Genomic DNA, 18,173 nt, shown 5'->3' on the forward strand with positions numbered 1-18,173 from the left:
TTAGTCTCATTGGCATCGATTCCGCGATGGACTTATGTGAATAATAGGTTATCCATTTATTTTAAAACTTGCATCGTTTATATTATTTTTATCATTCTAACGTTTTATCTAAAAATGATAATTATGAAAAGACAATTCAAAGTGTTGCCTATTCTATTAGGTGTGGGTATTTTGGTCGCGAGTTGTGGTAATAGTAAATCCGGTGATGGGACGGAAAGTGATAAAGAACAGGGTACTGGAATCTCCGACGTGGTGAAGAGCGTATCCAATTTAGATAATCTAAATGATGGTGCTAAAAAATTGGAGGAACTGCAAGCCAAATTGAAGTCCGAAAAACCACTGAGCTCGGATGAATTAAAAGCTTTTTTGCCTGAAAGTTTAGATGGCTTGAAAAGAACATCGTATTCTGCTGGATCGGTATATGGTGCAGGCGTAATATCCGGGGAAGCAACGTATACGGCCGATCCCCAAAAGGATATCAAAGTCAGTGTCCTTGATGGTGCCGGAGAAACGGCTTCTGCCATTGTAGGTTTAGCGCAAATGGGATTTATGATGGATTCGGAGAAGATTACAGATAACGAAACCGAGAAAACGGGTGAGTTCGAAGGAAAACGAGCAAAAACAACCGACACGAAAGGAGTAGAAGGTTCTGTGTCAAAAAGTTCCGAAATCAGTTATCTGGAAAAAGACCGCTATCTGATTACCGTAAGAGGGAATGGATATAGTTTGGATGAATTGAAAGGATTTTTGGGTAAATTGAATGTCAGTGCATTAAAATAATATAAAGATAATTTACAGCATTTACACAGAAAGCTTACTTATAATAGAATAAAAGCCCAAGCACATGTTTGGGCTTCTTTGTATAAAATGTGAGCTGTAAGTCCATATTCGCCCTCGGATGGTGCTTGAGGAAAGAGGCGGAACCGATTAAATTTGCTTTTGTTGGCAAATTTGCCTTAGTTTGCGTTGAAACATTTCGTTATGAAAATAGTAAAATTATCAATCAATCTTTTTGTCGCGACAGCATTGCTTGCGTCCTGTGCAGGTGGAAAATATGCGAAGACCGAGAAAGTATATAAGAAGCAAGCAAAAGAGTTTTCAAAGTTGTATAAACAATCGCCCGTTACAGGACAATTGGAAAAAGTGAATGTCAAAGATCAACAATGGATTGCGTCCATTAATTTTGGAATACGTAAGCCCAATTTTGTCGTTATTCATCATACAGCACAAGATTCTCTGGGTCAGACAATTCGCACTTTTCATTCTGCAAAAGCGGGTGTAAGTTCCCATTACGTGGTAGGTAGGGATGGAAAAGTAGTCCAGATGGTCAATGACCTCTATCGTGCCCATCATGCAGGTTTGGGAAAATGGGGTAATGATACGGATCTGAATTCTTCTTCTATTGGTATTGAATTGGACAATAATGGCACCACCGATCCATGGACGGATGCGCAGATAAATGCCTTAGTGCAACTGCTGACTTATTTAAAAAATACCTATAAAATTCCTCAGGCAAATTTCATCGGCCATATGGATCTGGCGCCAACCCGAAAAAATGATCCATCGCGTTTTCCTTGGAAGAAATTAGCTGATCAAGGATTTGGTTTTTGGTATGATGACTATTTAGAAACCCCGCCAGCAGACTTTAATCCAAAAATGGCATTACGTATTATAGGCTATGATGTAAATAATCTAGATGCGGCAATAAAAGCGTTTAAGATTCACTATATTCAACAGGATGTCAATACGGCATTCCTGGGGGAAAATGACCTCAAGGTTTTATATTCCATCTATAAGAAATTCTTATAATGGCCAGCTAAGCAGAAGGGCATAAAAAAGGAGCCTGCTTTTTGAAAAGCAGGCTCCTTTTTTATCGGTTATGATCATTATAATTTGTCTTTATAGTCACTAAAGTATGTGGCAAAAGCGCGCTGATAGATCATTTTGAACCAAGGGGTGAATTGCTCAGGTGAACGTTTTATTTCATCTTGAATTTCCTGTTGACCCTTGTATATTGTTGCAGCAACCTCTTCTGGATTAATTTCTGGAGTTCCATTAAATTTTCCAATTAAGACATAATCGAACTCATGTTCTGTAAGTCCGTTGTCAAATGAGGCTTTATAAACAAATGAGAAGGCTTCCTCGAGATCAGCTGATACAATCCCCAACTCTTCCATTAAGCGCCTTTTGGCGGCTTCTACATTACTTTCTCCTAATCGTTGATGGGAGCAGCAGCTATTGGTCCAAAGCCCTCCACAGTGGTATTTATCCCATGCTCTTTGCTGTAGGAGTAATTCATCTCGGTCATTGAACAAAAATACACTAAAAGCACGATGCAATAGACCCTTTTCATGGGCTTCATATTTCTCCATGCTACCGATCATTGTATCGTTGTCGTCCACCAGTATTACATCTTCTTGCTTCATAAGGCCTAAAAATAAATATAGCCCAATTTAACGAAATTGGGCTATATAACGAATTAAAATTTTAAAGACAATATGCCTATACGGTTTTTACAAATTTCTCGTCGTAATTTTCAATATCTATGATATAGCCATTTTTAATTAAGAATTCAAAAAGTGGTTTGGCTTCTTCAGAAACAGGCATATTATGGGTTGTAATAATCTTATTTTCTTTTTTCAATAGATACGGATAGGCGTAGAGCTTCACATTTTTATTGAACATTCCCGAGATATAGGAAAGGAGCTCATTGGTGTATAGTTCCTTATTATAATTATCCGAATTGAAAATGTTCTTTAAATTGTAAACGTTCGTTGCAATACCGATATTTTTCGGTTTAAAATTGCTGATAAATTCCGCTAAATGATTGTTTCTTCTAAAGTTGCTGACGATAATATTATTGCCTGTGGCGCAGAGTTCGTCTGCTCTAGAGGCAAACTCCTGAAGATCCTCCGCGGTAATTTCATGGGTGTCCTCCAAAACATTTCCCATCAAGACCTCAATCAATACAATGGTATCAGCATCTGTTGCTCCCGTATTTTTCTTGAATTGTTCAACGGCAAGATTGAATAGGTCAAAGTTTGGAAGGGATTTCTGACGGTATTTGGTACGTAGCAGAATGATGTTCTTTTTGTATAAATAATCCTTGATTTGGACCGCTTTGCCATCAGGTTGGAATAGTGCCGCTTTAGCAAATCCTTTTGCAATCAGGTATAAATTGATCAGGCGTTGGTTGACGTTTTCAAACAAAGGACCGTTTAGCTTAATCAGGTCAATTTCTACAGATCCAACGGAAAGGTTGTCGACCAAGGATTCGATCATCGTCTGTACATTGTCCGCATAATAGTAAGCGGCAAACAATAAATTTACACCAATGATACCCAAGACCTTTTGCTGCAATTGATTGTCACTGTCTAGCAGTCTTATGTGAACGATAATATCATTTGTAGGGCCTCCGACTTCATGTTGGAAGCGAAGTCCAATCCAGCCGTGCGGTTCATTTGTCTTGGTGAAATTAAGAGTTGTTACCGTATCTGCAAAGGCAAAGAATTTTTTGTTGCAATATTTGTCACCATGAAGTCGTTGGGTAAGGAGATCGAATTCATGGGAGAGCATTTTCTTTAGGCGTGTTCTACTGACATAACGGCCATCTGCTTCTTCGCCATAAATTGCATCACTGAAAGCCATGTCGTAAGCGGACATTGTTTTAGCAATTGTGCCGGATGCGGCGCCTGCGTTGAAAAAGTTACGTGCGACTTCCTGTCCTGCACCGATCTCTGCAAAGGTTCCATAAATCTCTGGGTTTAGATTTATTTTCAGGGCCTTTCGCTTGGTTTCAAAAATTTCTCTTGCCATGATGCAAAGGTACAAAAATCAAAAGGCTAGTGAAAATTAAAAGTATGAATGAAAAAAACAGAATAAAATTAGGCTTGTTTTATAACAAGCCTAATTTGTTGAAAGCATAGAAGAGTGCACTGGCATGTAATGCTTGACTGAATTTGTTGTCCAGCAACATGCTTTTTGCCTCTTCAAGTGGGATCAGATAAACATCGATTTCTTCGTGTTCATCCAATGACTGTTCCTGAACTTTTGTACCTCCCGTCATGAGATAGGTATAAGTGATATTACCACTTGTTGCCGGATTAGCATAAAGCGTGGCAATCTCTTCAATCTGTTCAAATTGATAGCCTGTTTCTTCGAGCATTTCACGCACGGCGGCCTGTTTAGGATCTTCTCCGGGTTCTGTTGTCCCTGCAGGAATTTCCACTGAAATTATGCCCGCTCCATGGCGGTATTGTTTAATGACCAAAAGCTCGTTCTGTTCGGTAATTCCGACCATATTTACCCAGTCTGGGTACTCGAGCACGTAATAATGGTCATTGATCCGTCCATCTGGAAGTTCACAAGTATCTCTGCGCAGTGTAGCCCAAGGCTCTTTACAGATATATGTTGAGGATAAGATTTTCCACTTTTCCATTAGCCTACAATATCTTTCATCATACGATCTACCTTCGCTTCCAGAACATTTTGCAAATTGAGGTAATCGGCAGTATCTTGCAAGCTTTCTTTGACTGAACAGTAAAATTTGATCTTGGGTTCTGTTCCCGAAGGACGGGCAGAAATCACGTCGCCATCGACTGTTATAAATTGTAAAACATCGGATTTAGGCAGAGAGATTGCTTTTCGCTCTCCTGTACTCATATCTGTTGTCTGTGAAAGCTGATAATCCCGTATCTCGCGAACTTTTATTCCACCAAGGGAAGTCGGTAAATGATGACGTAAGCCAGCCATCATCGCCTGAATTTCTTCGGCTCCTGCCTTTCCTTTTTTTGTCAAAGAGATCAGTTTTTCCTGGTAGCAGCCGAATTCTTTATAGATATCCAATAGGACTTCGTAGACAGTTTTGCCTTTCGATTTGAAGTATGCTGTCATTTCGGCCAGGAAAGCACAGGAGTTCGGTGCATCTTTGTCCCGTACGAGATCACCGACCAAGAAACCATAGCTTTCCTCACCGCCAACCAGATATTGTGCAGAATCGCCTAAATTTGTAATCAATTCACCAATATATTTGAATCCAGTAAGCGTTTCATAGTGTTTTACGCCATAGTGGTCTGCGATATCAGCTTGCAAGTTGCTCGTTACGATAGTCTTTACAATATAAGGGTTTGCTCCCAGCTGTTTTAGGTCACTTTTTGCACTGAGGACGTAGTATACCAATAAACTACCGATCTGATTACCATTGAGTAGCTGAAACTGTCCCTTATTATTTTTTACAGCAATCCCTACACGATCGGCATCTGGATCTGTCGCTAATACAAGATCTGCATCGATTTCTTCTCCTTTTTTCTTGGCGAGGGCCATAGCGTCTTCCTCTTCGGGATTTGGATAGATTACTGTTGGAAAGTTACCATCTGGCGTAGCCTGTTCAGCTACAACTGATACATTTTCGAATCCCCAAGCAGCCAGCATTTTAGGGACGATTGTAATTCCGGTACCATGTATCGGAGAAAAAACGATCTTTAAATCTTTTTGCGCCAATACAGCTTCCGGGTGAATACTCAACGTTTTATTGGCATCGATGTAGATCTGATCGATTTCATTTCCTACAGGAAGGATATTGTGTGTATTTCCCTCAAATTTAATGTCACTAACCGACGTGATTGCGTTCACTTCATCGATGACATTTTTATCATGTGGAGCAGTTAGCTGGCAGCCATCGTTCCAATAAGCTTTATAACCATTGTATTCTTTTGGATTATGTGAGGCCGTCAACATAACGCCACTTTGGCAACCAAAATGGCGAATGGCAAACGATAGCACAGGCGTAGGCCGCAATTCATTGAAGAGATGAACTTTAATTCCATTGGCGGCAAAGACTTTGGCAACGAGCTGACCAAAAGCCTGTGAGTTATTGCGACTATCATAAGAGACCGCAACTTTAATTTCCTGATCCGGAAATTGTTTCTTTAGATAGTTCGATAAACCTTGGGTTGCTTTACCGATCGTATATTTATTCATACGATTGGAGCCCACCCCCATAATGCCTCTTAAGCCTCCGGTTCCAAATTCAAGATCTCTGTAAAAAGAGTCTGTAAGTTCTGTCACCTCATTATTATCGATTAAGTCTTGAACCGCTTTCCGGGTTCCTTCATCATAACTTGGTGTTAACCAATCTTCGATTTTCTTTTGTATGTCTTTATCTAAATTTTCCATTATCTAAGTTTGGCTAAAATGTAAAAATTATGCGTCACAACCGCCATAGGCACGATCTATGACTGTAATATACCATTTTTCTCCTTCTTTTGTGACATGAAACACAAATGGTTCTTCACTCTCATTGGAGGTCATAATGGCTCTGTAGCTTCTGGCTTCTATATTCTTTAGCTGCTGCAGCTCTGTATTACTGATTTTGGCATCAAGAATTTCATTCATAAACTTGGCCGTTTGCGAAAGTTCATTTGGTCTGGATTTTTTATCATAATAAAATCCGAGTTTATCCCATTTCATTGTTCCGCAATCAAAAATGGGCAGTTTGCCCGATTTCAACGGTCCCTTGTACGTGAGCTTTTCATAAGAGTGATATTCAGGTATAGGTTTAGAAAAATTAAAACTATTTTGGTGTACATAAGAGTCCAGTGCTCCGGGACGATAGATAATATAGATTCCTAATTTGGGATGTATATAAGTATTGACTGTTTTACTATCCTGATCCGAATAGGCCTTAGCAAGTTTTTCCAGAACCTCTTCCAGCGTTTCGCTGTCTTCTTTCTTTACAGTCTTTTCAATGGTGTCACGTTTGCTTACAGTGTCTGCGGAAATGGAATCCTGAAGAATCTTTACGGCTTTATCTTCTTTTTTGTTATTTCTGCAGGAGATAGTGCTTACCGTGAGACAAATAAGAATATAGAAAAAGAGATTTCTCATGATACATTTGTTTTATATTACTTCTTTGAGGTCAAATTCTCAATGATTGATTTTAAAATAGAGCGTGTTGACGGAAGCCACCATTGTTCGAGGATGCGTTGGATTGTCTCTTCTCTATTCTCCCGCAATTTAAGGATTATTTCCTTTCGGAAGTTCAATTTCGACGTTTGCCAAGTTTTTTGATTAAACTGGGTGATCTGTTTTAGTTTTTTTGTTGCGGTGTTGAAAAGTATATTTGCGGGCACAATTTCATCGACAAGACCCTGTGTTTTCGCTTCTATTGGAGACAGCAGTTTTCCTTCAAGCAAATTCTGATAAGCATTTCTCTTACCTATCCAGAAAGCATAAAGCTGAAATATACTTTCGGGCACAATAAGCCCGACGGGAATTTCATTGAGGCCAATCACAAAATTCCCTTCAGCCATAATTCGATAATCACAGCAGAGGGCTAATACACAGCCTCCTGCGGGACTATGGCCAGATATGGCTGCAATTAATGGTTTGGGGAAAGCCGCCAGCAATGAGGTTGCCTCTAAGAATAAGTTCCAGAATTCCCGAATTTGTTCTTCATCATATTGGAACAGCGTAATAAGATCAAGTCCCGCACTGAAGAAGTTCTCCTTGCCAATTAAGATGGCCCCATGGATAGCCTCATTTAGCTGGGACGATTCCAAGATACTGATAAGCTCTTTCAATAATTGAGTATCGATAGCGTTTGACTTTCCTCTGTCGAGGAAAATACTTAAAATATGATCTTCTATTTTGGTGTTTATATGCTCCATGATATTGTATTTAAGTATAACGATTTGTTTATGCTGCTATTGTGGTTTTACCTCTATTATATACTCAACATGGGCAATTTTGCCATCCATGCTTATTCCTTCAACAATTACTTTATAATTACCGGGTTCGTCCGACGTAAAGAATTCAAACGTTGTTTTTCCATCTTTGGACGTGATCAGATTCGGTTCCCATGCGATTGTTGTTCTGAGGTCACGTCGAAGTCCTTTTTCGTTTGTGGCATCGTATTGTGGTTTGAAAAAAGTCCGGTTGACGTGTAAGCCCTTAGGTACAATTGTGACGATTCCGGTAGGCGTGTAAGATGATGAAAGTGCGTCTCCCGATTTGCTGGTAATGACGATTACACCATTGCCACCATACATGCCATATATAGCTGTATTGCCTGCGCTACGGAGAACTTCAATACTGGAAATATCCGCAACATTAATCATATCTATTTGTTCGGGTTCAATATACATTCCGTCAAGGACAACTTGCATCGGACTGCCGCCGTTCAATCCGACGGACCTTGTACTATAGGGCACCCCGTTCCGAAACATGACGCCCACCAACCTGCCAGCAAGGCACTGTTCTAAAGTTGTGCAGGTTGAGAGGTCCTCGGCAGAGATGACTTGATCGGCATTTCCTGGGCCATTGAGGTTTCTGGAGTTCTTGTCGGCTTTAGTTGTTCGTACTCTATTGACCTGTACCTCTTCCAGCCGAATGCTCTTCTGGATAATGCCCGCGGCTTCCAGTTCACCAAGAAATAGCTGGCTGTTTTTCAGCTGTGTCAATAGCTGGGTGTTGATATCGTTAGTTAATAAAGGTTGATCTTTACTTTTGTTAACCGCTGGAGCTGAAGGATTGTCTATAATAATATCAACTCTTTTTTTCTCTTTTGGACCATCACCTGTAACAATAAACTTGACGCTGTCGGCAAAAAATAGTTCGTCAAATGCAAATCGACCATCATTATCTGTCAGTGTATCTATACTCAGCAACATATTGCTTGTTGGTATTAGCGTTACTTTGGCCTTTGGTACAACCGCTTTTCGGGCCGTTTTTTTTACGGTCCCAGAGACAGTAAGTCCCTTTTCTGGAAGAAACGCTGCGGTTGGGGCATTTGTATAGCTCTTCCAGTCCAGTTTGCGCCAGCCTTGGATCAACATGAGATTATCCAAATCGTTAACTTTGATATTGGTTAAATCCTCAAAGTAGTAATTGGGTCGTTCAATAAAACCGCGAAGATCAGATTTTAACAGAAGTTCTGAGACAATAGAAGAATAATAGCGGTCTGTCGTCGTATCAACTTTGCTTAGATTGACAACTGATGCGGAGAGGGCGGCAACTTTTGAGGTATCACGATCATCATAGCTGACGGTAAGGTTTGCTATCACTTTATTGCGTGTTGTGAAGCTGGGTTTATTGAGCGCGATTGAAACGGGGAGTAAAGTTGATTTCGCATTGTAGTTAAATACAAGCCTTTCTGCAATGGGTAACATTTGCTCTGTTAAGATGGACAATTGTAAAACGCCAGAAGGAAGATTTTTTTTCGGAATATTGAATAAGACATCGGTCCCGTTCAACTTCTGTTTGGCGGCATGCAGGACAAGACCGTTATATTGGGCGACTAAATAGATTTCTTTGCCATTGACCAAATCATCAGTTGCGGAAATCTGTGCGGCAATTTTATCCTTTAAAGCTGAATTGACCGTTAGCACATACCCCGAGTTCAACACGGCGGGCAAGGAAGTGCTTGTTGAAGAACCGTCTTCAAAAAAGGCCGTGGCTATATATTTTTTTCCAGTCTGCAGAAGGAGGGGAATGCTTCCCATTCCCAATGAATTTGTTTCAAATTCAGCAATGGGCGTTTGGTTTTCCTCCACGATGGTTATTTTTGCCTTTTTGCCCAAGCCGGCTGGCGTGAGTATCTTGAAGCCTGTTTTGCATAAAATGTTATTGACCAGTTCCCCGCTTTCCGGAAAGATTTGAATGCTATTTTGGTTGTTTGGATTGGGGATAATAAAATTTTTTAAGATACGTCTTTTGTCGAGGGAAAGAAATTGTAAAGACAGGATTCCCCCCTTGAAGTCATCTTTTAGTTCAAGGGATACTGTTCCGTTTTCATTTGATTTTAATCGTCCCGATTTTTCTTTATTATTATCCTGTTGTAAAGTATAACTTATACTGCTATTGATTAGCGGCGCTCCTTGAATGGTTTTTAAATTGATCTGGAAGATATTTTCAGTTCCGCTTTTAATAAGACTGCTTTTCGTCATTACGTTATCCGATCTACCATTTGTGACGGGAATCACACGCTCATAGAAATTGGATATAGAGTCATTTTGCATCCATCTGGTAAATGATCTAATCCGGTAGGTGCCTTCTTCCAGCGTATCCGGTAAGCTTAGATCCCCTATGCCGAGTCCGATTGTGATGGGAATTTTGATGCTTTTAATGATTTTATTTGTAGATGAAATCAATTCTACATTGGCAATCTTGCTGATATTGCTCAAATAATTAAAGGGAGCCGTGGTGCAGTATAATTTAAACCAGACCGTTTCTCCGGCTGAATAATCGTTTTTATCTAAATGAAGATAGATTTTTTCCTTTACGTGTTGTTCATGGTAGGTTTCTAGCTTCTGCAGCGTTTGATCAATCTGGGCTGACGCCAAAAAGGAGAATAGGAGGCAGTTTATTAACAGCAGTATTTTAGCGTACATATGACTAATGTTTTATGAAAATTAGAAAATATTTTTCCTTTAATCAATTTATAAATCAAAATATTAGTCTCATTTTAAACGATCTTTTACCTTAAAATTAGCATAAAAAAAATATCTTTGTGTTATGAATATCCTAATAATCGGTTCCGGAGGCCGTGAATCAGCCTTCGCCTATAAGTTGTCGAAAAGCCCACGTTTAGATCAATTGTTTATTGCTCCAGGGAATGCTGGAACGGGTGTATATGGTCAGAATGTCAATATTAAAGTGACTGACTTTGCTGCTATTGCCACCTTCGTTTTGGAAAATAACGTACAAATGGTGCTGGTAGGTCCAGAGGAACCTTTGGTAAAAGGTATTCATGATTACTTCTTAAATCGGGAAGATTTGAAGCATATCCCAGTAATAGGGCCACAACAAGAGGGCGCTCAATTGGAGGGTTCAAAAGATTTTTCAAAGCAATTTATGGACCGCCATGGCGTGCCTACAGCTGCATCGAGATCGTTTGATGTGACCTCCCTGGAAGAAGGATTGGCTTACCTTGAAACCCAAAAATTGCCGATTGTGCTTAAAGCGGATGGTTTAGCAGCAGGTAAAGGGGTATTGATCTGCGAGACGCTAGCGGATGCCAAGGCAGAGCTAAAGGCGATGATCGCGGATTCTAAATTTGGAGAAGCAAGTCGGGTTGTGGTTGTTGAAGAATTTCTAAAAGGAATTGAATTATCTGTTTTTGTTTTGACAGACGGCAATTCATATAAAGTACTTCCTTCTGCCAAAGATTATAAACGCATCGGAGAAGGCGATACAGGGCTCAATACGGGCGGTATGGGATCGATATCTCCAGTGCCTTTTGCTGACGAGACATTTTTGCATAAAGTAGAAGAGCGCATTATCCGACCAACTGTTGAAGGACTGAAAAAGGATGGCATCCCCTACAAAGGATTTATTTTTATAGGATTGATGAATGTAGCGGGTGAGCCTTATGTCATCGAGTATAATGTGCGTATGGGGGATCCTGAGACCGAATCTGTATTGCCACGAATTGAATCGGATTTATTGGATTTACTGGAGGGTGTGGCTCAGGGTAATTTGGATCAACGTTCCTATACGGTATCTTCCAAGACAGCTGTTACTGTCATGTTGGTTGCCGGAGGTTATCCTGGAGATTATGAATCTGGAAAAGAGATCGCCAATATTGAAAACGTCAAAGAATCCATCGTATTTCAAGCGGGGACGAAGGAGGTTGATGGTAAGATTGTGACTGCAGGAGGACGCGTAATTGCTGTGACGACACTGCAAGATACGTTGTTCGATGCCCTTCAACAGGCAACAGCAGATGCCGGAAGGATATATTTTGAAGGTAAATACTTCAGAAGAGATATCGGTTTCGACCTTATTTAAAAAATATTTAAAATTATTTTTGGAATACTGATTTTAAGATCTATATTTGCAACTCCAAAAACAGCAATGTTATTGGAGTTGCATAAAAAGGCCCGTTCGTCTAGGGGTTAGGACGCAAGATTTTCATTCTTGAAACAGGGGTTCGATTCCCCTACGGGCTACAAACAAAAAAACCTGCAAATTAATATTTGCAGGTTTTTTTGTTTGTAATGAATGCTTACGGTTAACCTATAAGAGCTTTTGCTTTAGCATATCCAAGGTCAATCCCTGCATGCTCGAAAGCGACTTGTAGTCATATTGACCACTGGGTGTAAGTAGGATATATGAGGGGAACCCGCCTTTGTTAAAGGTGTTCATTATTTCAGTCAAAACTTTTGAATCAACAAAAATATGTGTGCCGGGCTGATCTAATTCCAATACTTTATTCTGCCATTTTTGTTCGTTTGATTCCGAAGAAGTACATAGGTATACAAATTCAATTGGTAATTCGGCAGTTTGTGATTCAGCATGTAATTTTTTACTATAGGGCATAGCTTGGATGCACGGAATACACCAAGTCGCCCATAGATCAATGATAACCAGTTTGTTTGCAAAGACGACCTTTAATGTCTTAAGAAGGTCCTCCCCAGACTTATGCTGGTCAATATAAAGACTGCTGCCAGAGTTCGTCTTTATGATTAATTTTCCCAAAGTAGAATTTTCAGGTTGAATAATTGCAGATGCAGCACTAATAGAATCAATTTGAGCGATTGTTTTTGTTAATGTCTTAACTTGTGAATCTAAATAATCTCTGGACCAATCAGTATGTAGTGTAGGTCTTAATTGCTCATAGAGCTTACATTGTTCTTTGATATCTCTATCTTCAAATTGTAATTTTAGGAGATCTGCATAAAAGGACGGAAGCACTTCGTCGTAATACAGCGCTAGATTTATGAAACTAAATTTTTTCTTTGTTTTTTTAAAACCTACAACTTGCATGTAATAATTCAGAAACTGGAAGTATTCATGCGAATCATTTGATATGGAATATACGGGAGTGAGCAATTCACTGATTGTGTCTACTTGTATTGAATTTCGAAATAAATATTTAAGCTTCTTCGCGTAATAGCTTGATTGTGTTTCCCCGTCAATCAATGTTTGATAAGCGTTGTTAAATTTCGCATAAAATTTCTTATTGATTTGTTGTTGAATGGCAAAAATGCTGTCTAATTTTGCTATATAATTATTATCTCCAATAGCGAGTGAACTTATTTTGTCGGAAAAATTTTCATTATATCTTTTATTGAAAAGGATATACTCATTCATAATCCGGTTTTTATCACCATCTTTTCCACCAAATTTTACCCCATCACCTGTCATATAGACAGATTTTTTCTTTAATTTATCTAGATCAAAAGTGATTTCAAGGTATTCATCACTATAGAGGCAGGTATATACATAATCTCCAAATGTAAACCAGATCTGACGATTTGGAAGTTTATCAGGTAATGTAATAAGAAAAGATCCATCTTGATCTAGCTTGATGTTGTAAGAAGATTGCATTGGATTTCCGATGTTTACAAGACTGTATTTTATCATTATATCCTTTAGCTCATTAGCAGACCAATTGACTACATGTCCCTTAATTTGGGGATATGACTTTTTCAAAGAGTGCTGACTATAATTAGGGGCCGTTATTGGAAAATCATCTGATTTGGTTTGCCCTAAGGTCTTTAAAGGGATAATAAAAATGAGGAGATAAAATAGATTAGTTTTCATAATTTGTTTTTGATGTACTTAAAATTCGAAATACGGATTCCTTCTTTTGTCTTGCGATAGGCACTATTGAATTATCTTTCATTAAAATATAGGCTGATTGTCCCTTTTTAATCGATAAAATATGTTCTGAATTAATAAGATGGCTTTGATGTGTACGGATAAAACCGTATGCATGCAGTATATCATCATATTCTTTCAATGTTTTACTGATAATGATCGGTCTACGACCAGTAAGATATATTTCTGTGTAATTATTGTCTGCCTGACAGCGGATGATATTCGAAATAGAAACATATAGCGTTTCTCTTCCTGCTGGCAGGGCTATTTTGTGAGTACTGCGTTGTTTGTTCGTAAGATTTTGAATCAGGTTTTCTAGATTTAAATTGTATTTTTTTAATTTAATTTTCGATATGGCTTTCTCTAGCGCAGTTTCTAACTCTGCAAAATTAAGTGGTTTTAAAAGGTAATCTAATGCTGAGAATTTAATTGCCTGAATACCAAATCTGTCATAAGCTGTGACGAAAATAACTTCGAAATCTCTGTTCTCGAGTGCTTGTAATAAATCAAAACCATTTTTATCTGGCATTTGGATATCAAGAAAAACCAATTCAGGTTTTTGATCATTAATCAAAACAGTTGCCTCTTCAGCGTGTATAGCGGTACCTACCAAACGTAAAATACCCTCAAATTTATCTAAGTATCTTTTTAATATTTCGATGTTGTTGATCTCATCATCTACAATTATATAGTCGATCATCTTATTATATGTTAGCTATCCAATGGGAAATGACTATACAGATTTCTGTAATGTCTGAACTTGCTGTGATTTGTATTTTGAAGGAGTTTTCAGGATAAAGCTGTTCCAAAAGAGCCAAGCGTTCCTTGGTTAATCTTAGGCCATATCCACCTGCGGCCTTGATGGTCTCTGTATTCAATTTCGCTCCGTTGTCAGCTACACCGAGTACGAGGTCTTGTCCTTGTTGGTCGATGGTGACCACAATTCTTCCCCTAGAACCTAGCGTTGAAATGCCGTGTTTTACAGCATTTTCTACAATTGGCTGAAGTAATAAGTTTGGAATGTCAATCAAATCGTTATGAATTTTTAAATTATTCAATATGTCATACTGGAACCCAAATCTCAATTGTTCCATTTGTAAGTAGTCATCTAATAATTGGAGTTCTTCGCTGAGGGTATTCATTTCTTTTTCTGCATTCTCTAAAGTGGCTCTGGTTAATGAAGAGAATTTAGTCAGGTAATGATTGGTACCTTTGAAGTCATTCTTTTGGATTAAGTTCTGTATAGAGTTAATGGCATTAAACATAAAATGAGGATTTAGTTGAGATTGTATATTTTTGATTTGAAGAGTAAGCGTTTGCCGTTTTTGCTCAACCTTTACGAGACGTTTGCGCGTTCTATAGCGAAGTGTAAAAAAAGTAATCACAATGATTGTTAGGCTAATGAGAGTTGTTGGCCATAATATGGGCCAGAGTGTGGCTGAAAATTGTTGTGGAGCTTGTACAATATGATAAGGTATTCTCAGAATTTCATTGGCATTGTAAGTATTAATATCTCCCGTTTTATGGATCAGCAATTCGTATTCCCCTATTTCATTCAGATATTTATTGGAAACTTCAAATTTTTTAGCTTGTGTCCACCATTCAAGCTGAATGGTGTCAGCGCTGTTTTCTGTTTTTTTGATCAATTGGACAGAATAAGGAGTTGTATCATGGTTCTCAAATTCGAGATTAAGCGAAGTGATGCTGTCTTTATTGAAAGTAAGATCTAACGGTGCGCCGGTATATTCGTCGTATTGATGTACATAACCTTTATTAAATGATCGGTCAAGTAGATTGAAATAACCATATTCACTCGGCCCTCGGGCGATAATTTGTTCGAGTATAGGGTGTTTGTTTTTCCGCCAATCCAAGATGTAACCGTCTCTAATGCCATAAATTTTCCTGTGTCTGACTTCAACTAAAATTAGCTTTTCAGGGTAATTGAAGGTGCCAATTGAACCATAGGGCACTTTGGCGCCATATTTTATAGAAAGTGTGGGGATAGGAGTCCAGGGTGTGAGTTCGATGCTATCATTTTCTACAACTCGATAAAGAAAATCCTTATAATTATCTTTATTGATACCCATCGCTATGATTATAGCATCAGAGCTGTCTGGTATAAAATAGCTATGATAAGTCTTAGATAGATTTTGAACCTTGGGCGAGATAAAATTTTTGAGCTTCGGATTTAGTTTAATACCTAAAAGAATCGGTGAATTGGGTATTTGCTTTAAGCCTTTGCCCGGCAATGTTTTGTTGTTGTCAAAATCCTCGAAGATGTGCGATATATATTTATCAGATATTACAAAGCCGATATCGCTTCTTACCATCATCCGTTTATCTGTAGAATAGCCATGAAAATGAAAATTTTCTCCAAAATAATAGTCATTGCCTTGAGAGTCTTGTGCTGAAGCGCTGAAAATTTGAATTAATAAAAATATTAAGAGCAGCCTTTTCATCATTTATAGTTTATAAATCGAAAATGGTCAAAATAAATGGAAACTACGAAATGAATGAGGAATTGGAATGATTCGCTGAGTATTTGGAAAATCTACAGTTTAGTATCAGCACTTGTGTTGATACAAATAAGCACATTATTGAGAAAATTCTATAGTATCAGAATCTTTACAATCCCTAAATTTGAGTAATCAATTATAGAAAGAAAACCTTAGAGAAGCATTTAGAAAGTCAAGATAGAATTTATCCATTTATTTCTTCCGTAAAAAAAGAGCAGGCAAACCGTCGAAATGGAAAGGGTTAAGGTCAATATCTATTGTGTGTATAAAATAGAAATAATTTAGAAAAGTAATTTTAAAAACCGGAAGACTTTGAAGCAATTGTCATGAAGTCTTTTTTTAGCTTAAGATAGCTAATACCATTTAGCTTTATATAAAAGTAACCAATTATGTGGAAATTAAAACAATGCGTTCGCCTGATAACAGGGCGGGTGTCGATCCGTTCGTCCTAAAATTATCCTATAGATATCAGTGATGTTAATGAAATTTTAAGGAATATATCGCAAAGTCATGGAATCTGGATTCGACGACGGTGATATAGTAAAGTTTATAGAATAAATTCTAACCAATAAAAAAAACCTTATGAGAACTAAACAAATGGCGGCTAATAGCTGGTCTCTAAATCGGATGATTTGGGCCATTATGGTGCTTATTTTGGGCGTTGGGAGCTGTAAGAATGACAGTCTTAGCAGTATTCCAGAAGGTGTGCCCTTTGATCCGTCGCAACCTGTGATCGTTTCTGACTTCGTTCCCAAATCAGGAGGTATGGGACAACGACTTGTGATCTATGGAAAAAACTTCGGAAACGATCCAAAAAATGTAGCAGTCTTTATCGGAGGGAAAAAGGCTGTAGTCATTAATGCATTGGGGGAATCACTCTACTGTCTTGTACCAAAACAAGCTTTCAAAGGTGATATTGAGGTGCGTGTCGGAGGAGAGGAAAACCCTGTTATCGGTAAGGCGCAAGCACCTTTTGACTATCAGCGCAAACTGGTTGTTTCAACCTTAGCTGGTTATAGAAATTCACGTGGTGATGAGCCTTGGAAAGATGGAAAGTTTAAAGATAATGACCAAAATAAAATGGCCAGTGGTTTTTGGGAACCTTCTTTTATGAAATTCGATCCCCTTAATCCAAAACACTTGTGGATGACCTTTGACAATAACGGCGGCCTTTATTTAATCAATTTTGAGGATAGTACGATTACGACAAGGCGCGCTGGCTTGGAACGTCCTCGAAGTGTTGACTTCACTTTAGATGGCAACTATATGATTATTGCGCAAGACCGGGGTGGGGAAGATGATAAATCAACCTTATTATTATCGCGTGCGAAGCGATTTTTAGATAGCGAAACCTTGACACAGAGCAAACAATGTAATGGTGCATCCGTCCATCCGGTTAATGGAGAGATGTATTTTAATAGCTATGCAAAAGGGGAATTCTATCGTTTTGACTTAAATAAATATTTCAGTGAAGGCCTCAAGCCTAAAGAATACACAAATCCATTTCTGATTCAAGACCCAGAGTGGGAATATAAAATTCTAATTCATCCCACTGGTAATTATGCCTATATCGTTATCATTAATCGGGGTTATATTATGCGAGCTGATTACAACTGGGAGAAAAAGGTATTTAATCAACCCTATCTTGTTTGTGGTAAAGTGAGCGAGACCGGTTATAGAGACGGCGTAGGTTCTTCTGCTCGTGTCGATCACCCTTATCAAGGTGTTTTTGTCAAAAATCAGAAGTATGTAGAAGCTGGTAAACCTGATCTGTATGATTTTTATTTCACAGACATGATGAATCACACTATTCGTATACTAACGCCGGAAGGTGCAGTGACGACCTTTGCTGGTCGAGGTAGCTCAAGCCTCAATAACAATCCTTATGGATATGTAAACGGAGATCTGAGAGAAGAGGCCCGTTTTGATAGGCCATCGGGTATTGCGTACGATGAGAAAGAAGGGGCTTTTTATATTGGTGATCAGGCAAACCGTAGAATCCGTAAGATCGCTTTGGAAGAAATGGATGAAAATAACCAAGATTAACCTGTGATA

General features: G+C 38.6%; 14 protein-coding genes and 1 tRNA gene. 5 read left to right on the forward strand and 10 right to left on the reverse strand.

The features are described from left to right. Positions 1–123: 123 nt before the first annotated feature. The gene (locus tag AB1Z56_RS20905; protein WP_426790017.1) at positions 124–780 is read left to right on the forward strand and encodes a hypothetical protein; all 657 of its coding nucleotides are present in this window, start codon (positions 124–126) and stop codon (positions 778–780) included. Positions 781–981: 201 nt separating this feature from the next. Then, positions 982–1,809 carry an N-acetylmuramoyl-L-alanine amidase gene (locus tag AB1Z56_RS20910; protein WP_309367276.1) on the forward strand — a complete coding sequence of 276 codons (828 nt, stop codon included), beginning with the start codon at positions 982–984 and terminating at the stop codon, positions 1,807–1,809. A 77-nt stretch (positions 1,810–1,886) separates the two neighbouring features. Here the strand turns inward: AB1Z56_RS20910 and idi are convergent, their stop codons facing one another. The 7 genes from idi to AB1Z56_RS20945 all read right to left on the reverse strand — a co-directional run bounded on the left by idi (position 1,887) and on the right by AB1Z56_RS20945 (position 10,388). Further along, a complete protein-coding gene (gene idi / locus AB1Z56_RS20915) occupies positions 1,887–2,426 on the reverse strand; it encodes an isopentenyl-diphosphate Delta-isomerase (RefSeq protein ID WP_426790018.1) in 540 nt (179 codons plus the stop codon). A 76-nt stretch (positions 2,427–2,502) separates the two neighbouring features. Beyond that, positions 2,503–3,816, reverse strand: a complete 1,314-nt coding sequence (locus tag AB1Z56_RS20920) for a nicotinamide mononucleotide adenylyltransferase (RefSeq protein WP_293899335.1) — start codon at positions 3,814–3,816, stop codon at positions 2,503–2,505. Positions 3,817–3,895: 79 nt separating this feature from the next. Next, positions 3,896–4,438: an NUDIX hydrolase gene (locus tag AB1Z56_RS20925; protein WP_313264824.1), complete on the reverse strand. Its 543-nt coding sequence runs from the start codon at positions 4,436–4,438 to the stop codon at positions 3,896–3,898. Next, a complete protein-coding gene (locus tag AB1Z56_RS20930; RefSeq protein ID WP_309367279.1) occupies positions 4,438–6,174 on the reverse strand; it encodes a phospho-sugar mutase in 1,737 nt (578 codons plus the stop codon). Before AB1Z56_RS20930 ends, AB1Z56_RS20925 begins: the two co-directional genes overlap by 1 nt. A gap of 27 nt (positions 6,175–6,201) precedes the next feature. Beyond that, entirely contained in the window at positions 6,202–6,885 is a 684-nt protein-coding gene (locus tag AB1Z56_RS20935) for a hypothetical protein (protein WP_309367280.1), read from the reverse strand. 17 nt (positions 6,886–6,902) lie between these two features. After that, positions 6,903–7,667: an enoyl-CoA hydratase/isomerase family protein gene (locus AB1Z56_RS20940; RefSeq protein ID WP_313264822.1), complete on the reverse strand. Its 765-nt coding sequence runs from the start codon at positions 7,665–7,667 to the stop codon at positions 6,903–6,905. Between the two features lie 36 nt (positions 7,668–7,703). Next, positions 7,704–10,388 (reverse strand): TonB-dependent receptor plug domain-containing protein, encoded by a 2,685-nt coding sequence (locus AB1Z56_RS20945; protein ID WP_426790019.1) that lies wholly within the window; start codon positions 10,386–10,388, stop codon positions 7,704–7,706. Between the two features lie 124 nt (positions 10,389–10,512). Between AB1Z56_RS20945 and purD the strand changes: the two genes are divergently transcribed. Both purD and AB1Z56_RS20955 read left to right on the forward strand, forming a co-directional pair. Next, on the forward strand, positions 10,513–11,787 hold the full coding sequence (gene purD, locus AB1Z56_RS20950; RefSeq protein WP_313264819.1) for a phosphoribosylamine--glycine ligase: 1,275 nt from the start codon (positions 10,513–10,515) through the stop codon (positions 11,785–11,787). 89 nt (positions 11,788–11,876) lie between these two features. Continuing rightward, a tRNA-Glu gene (locus tag AB1Z56_RS20955) sits at positions 11,877–11,948 on the forward strand. Positions 11,949–12,015: 67 nt separating this feature from the next. Here the strand turns inward: AB1Z56_RS20955 and AB1Z56_RS20960 are convergent. The 3 genes from AB1Z56_RS20960 to AB1Z56_RS20970 are packed head-to-tail and all read right to left on the reverse strand — an operon-like array spanning position 12,016 to position 16,064. Next, the gene (locus tag AB1Z56_RS20960; protein WP_426790020.1) at positions 12,016–13,545 is read right to left on the reverse strand and encodes a TlpA family protein disulfide reductase; all 1,530 of its coding nucleotides are present in this window, start codon (positions 13,543–13,545) and stop codon (positions 12,016–12,018) included. Continuing rightward, positions 13,535–14,302, reverse strand: a complete 768-nt coding sequence (locus tag AB1Z56_RS20965) for a LytR/AlgR family response regulator transcription factor (RefSeq protein ID WP_309367285.1) — start codon at positions 14,300–14,302, stop codon at positions 13,535–13,537. Before AB1Z56_RS20965 ends, AB1Z56_RS20960 begins: the two co-directional genes overlap by 11 nt. A gap of 4 nt (positions 14,303–14,306) precedes the next feature. After that, positions 14,307–16,064: a sensor histidine kinase gene (locus AB1Z56_RS20970; protein ID WP_426790021.1), complete on the reverse strand. Its 1,758-nt coding sequence runs from the start codon at positions 16,062–16,064 to the stop codon at positions 14,307–14,309. Between the two features lie 636 nt (positions 16,065–16,700). On the opposite strand from AB1Z56_RS20970, the gene AB1Z56_RS20975 reads away from it, so the two are divergent. Further along, positions 16,701–18,164, forward strand: a complete 1,464-nt coding sequence (locus tag AB1Z56_RS20975) for an IPT/TIG domain-containing protein (protein ID WP_426790022.1) — start codon at positions 16,701–16,703, stop codon at positions 18,162–18,164. Positions 18,165–18,173 lie beyond the last annotated feature (9 nt).

The sequence above is a fragment of the Sphingobacterium sp. WOUb80 genome (assembly GCF_050058145.1).
Classification (GTDB): domain Bacteria; phylum Bacteroidota; class Bacteroidia; order Sphingobacteriales; family Sphingobacteriaceae; genus Sphingobacterium.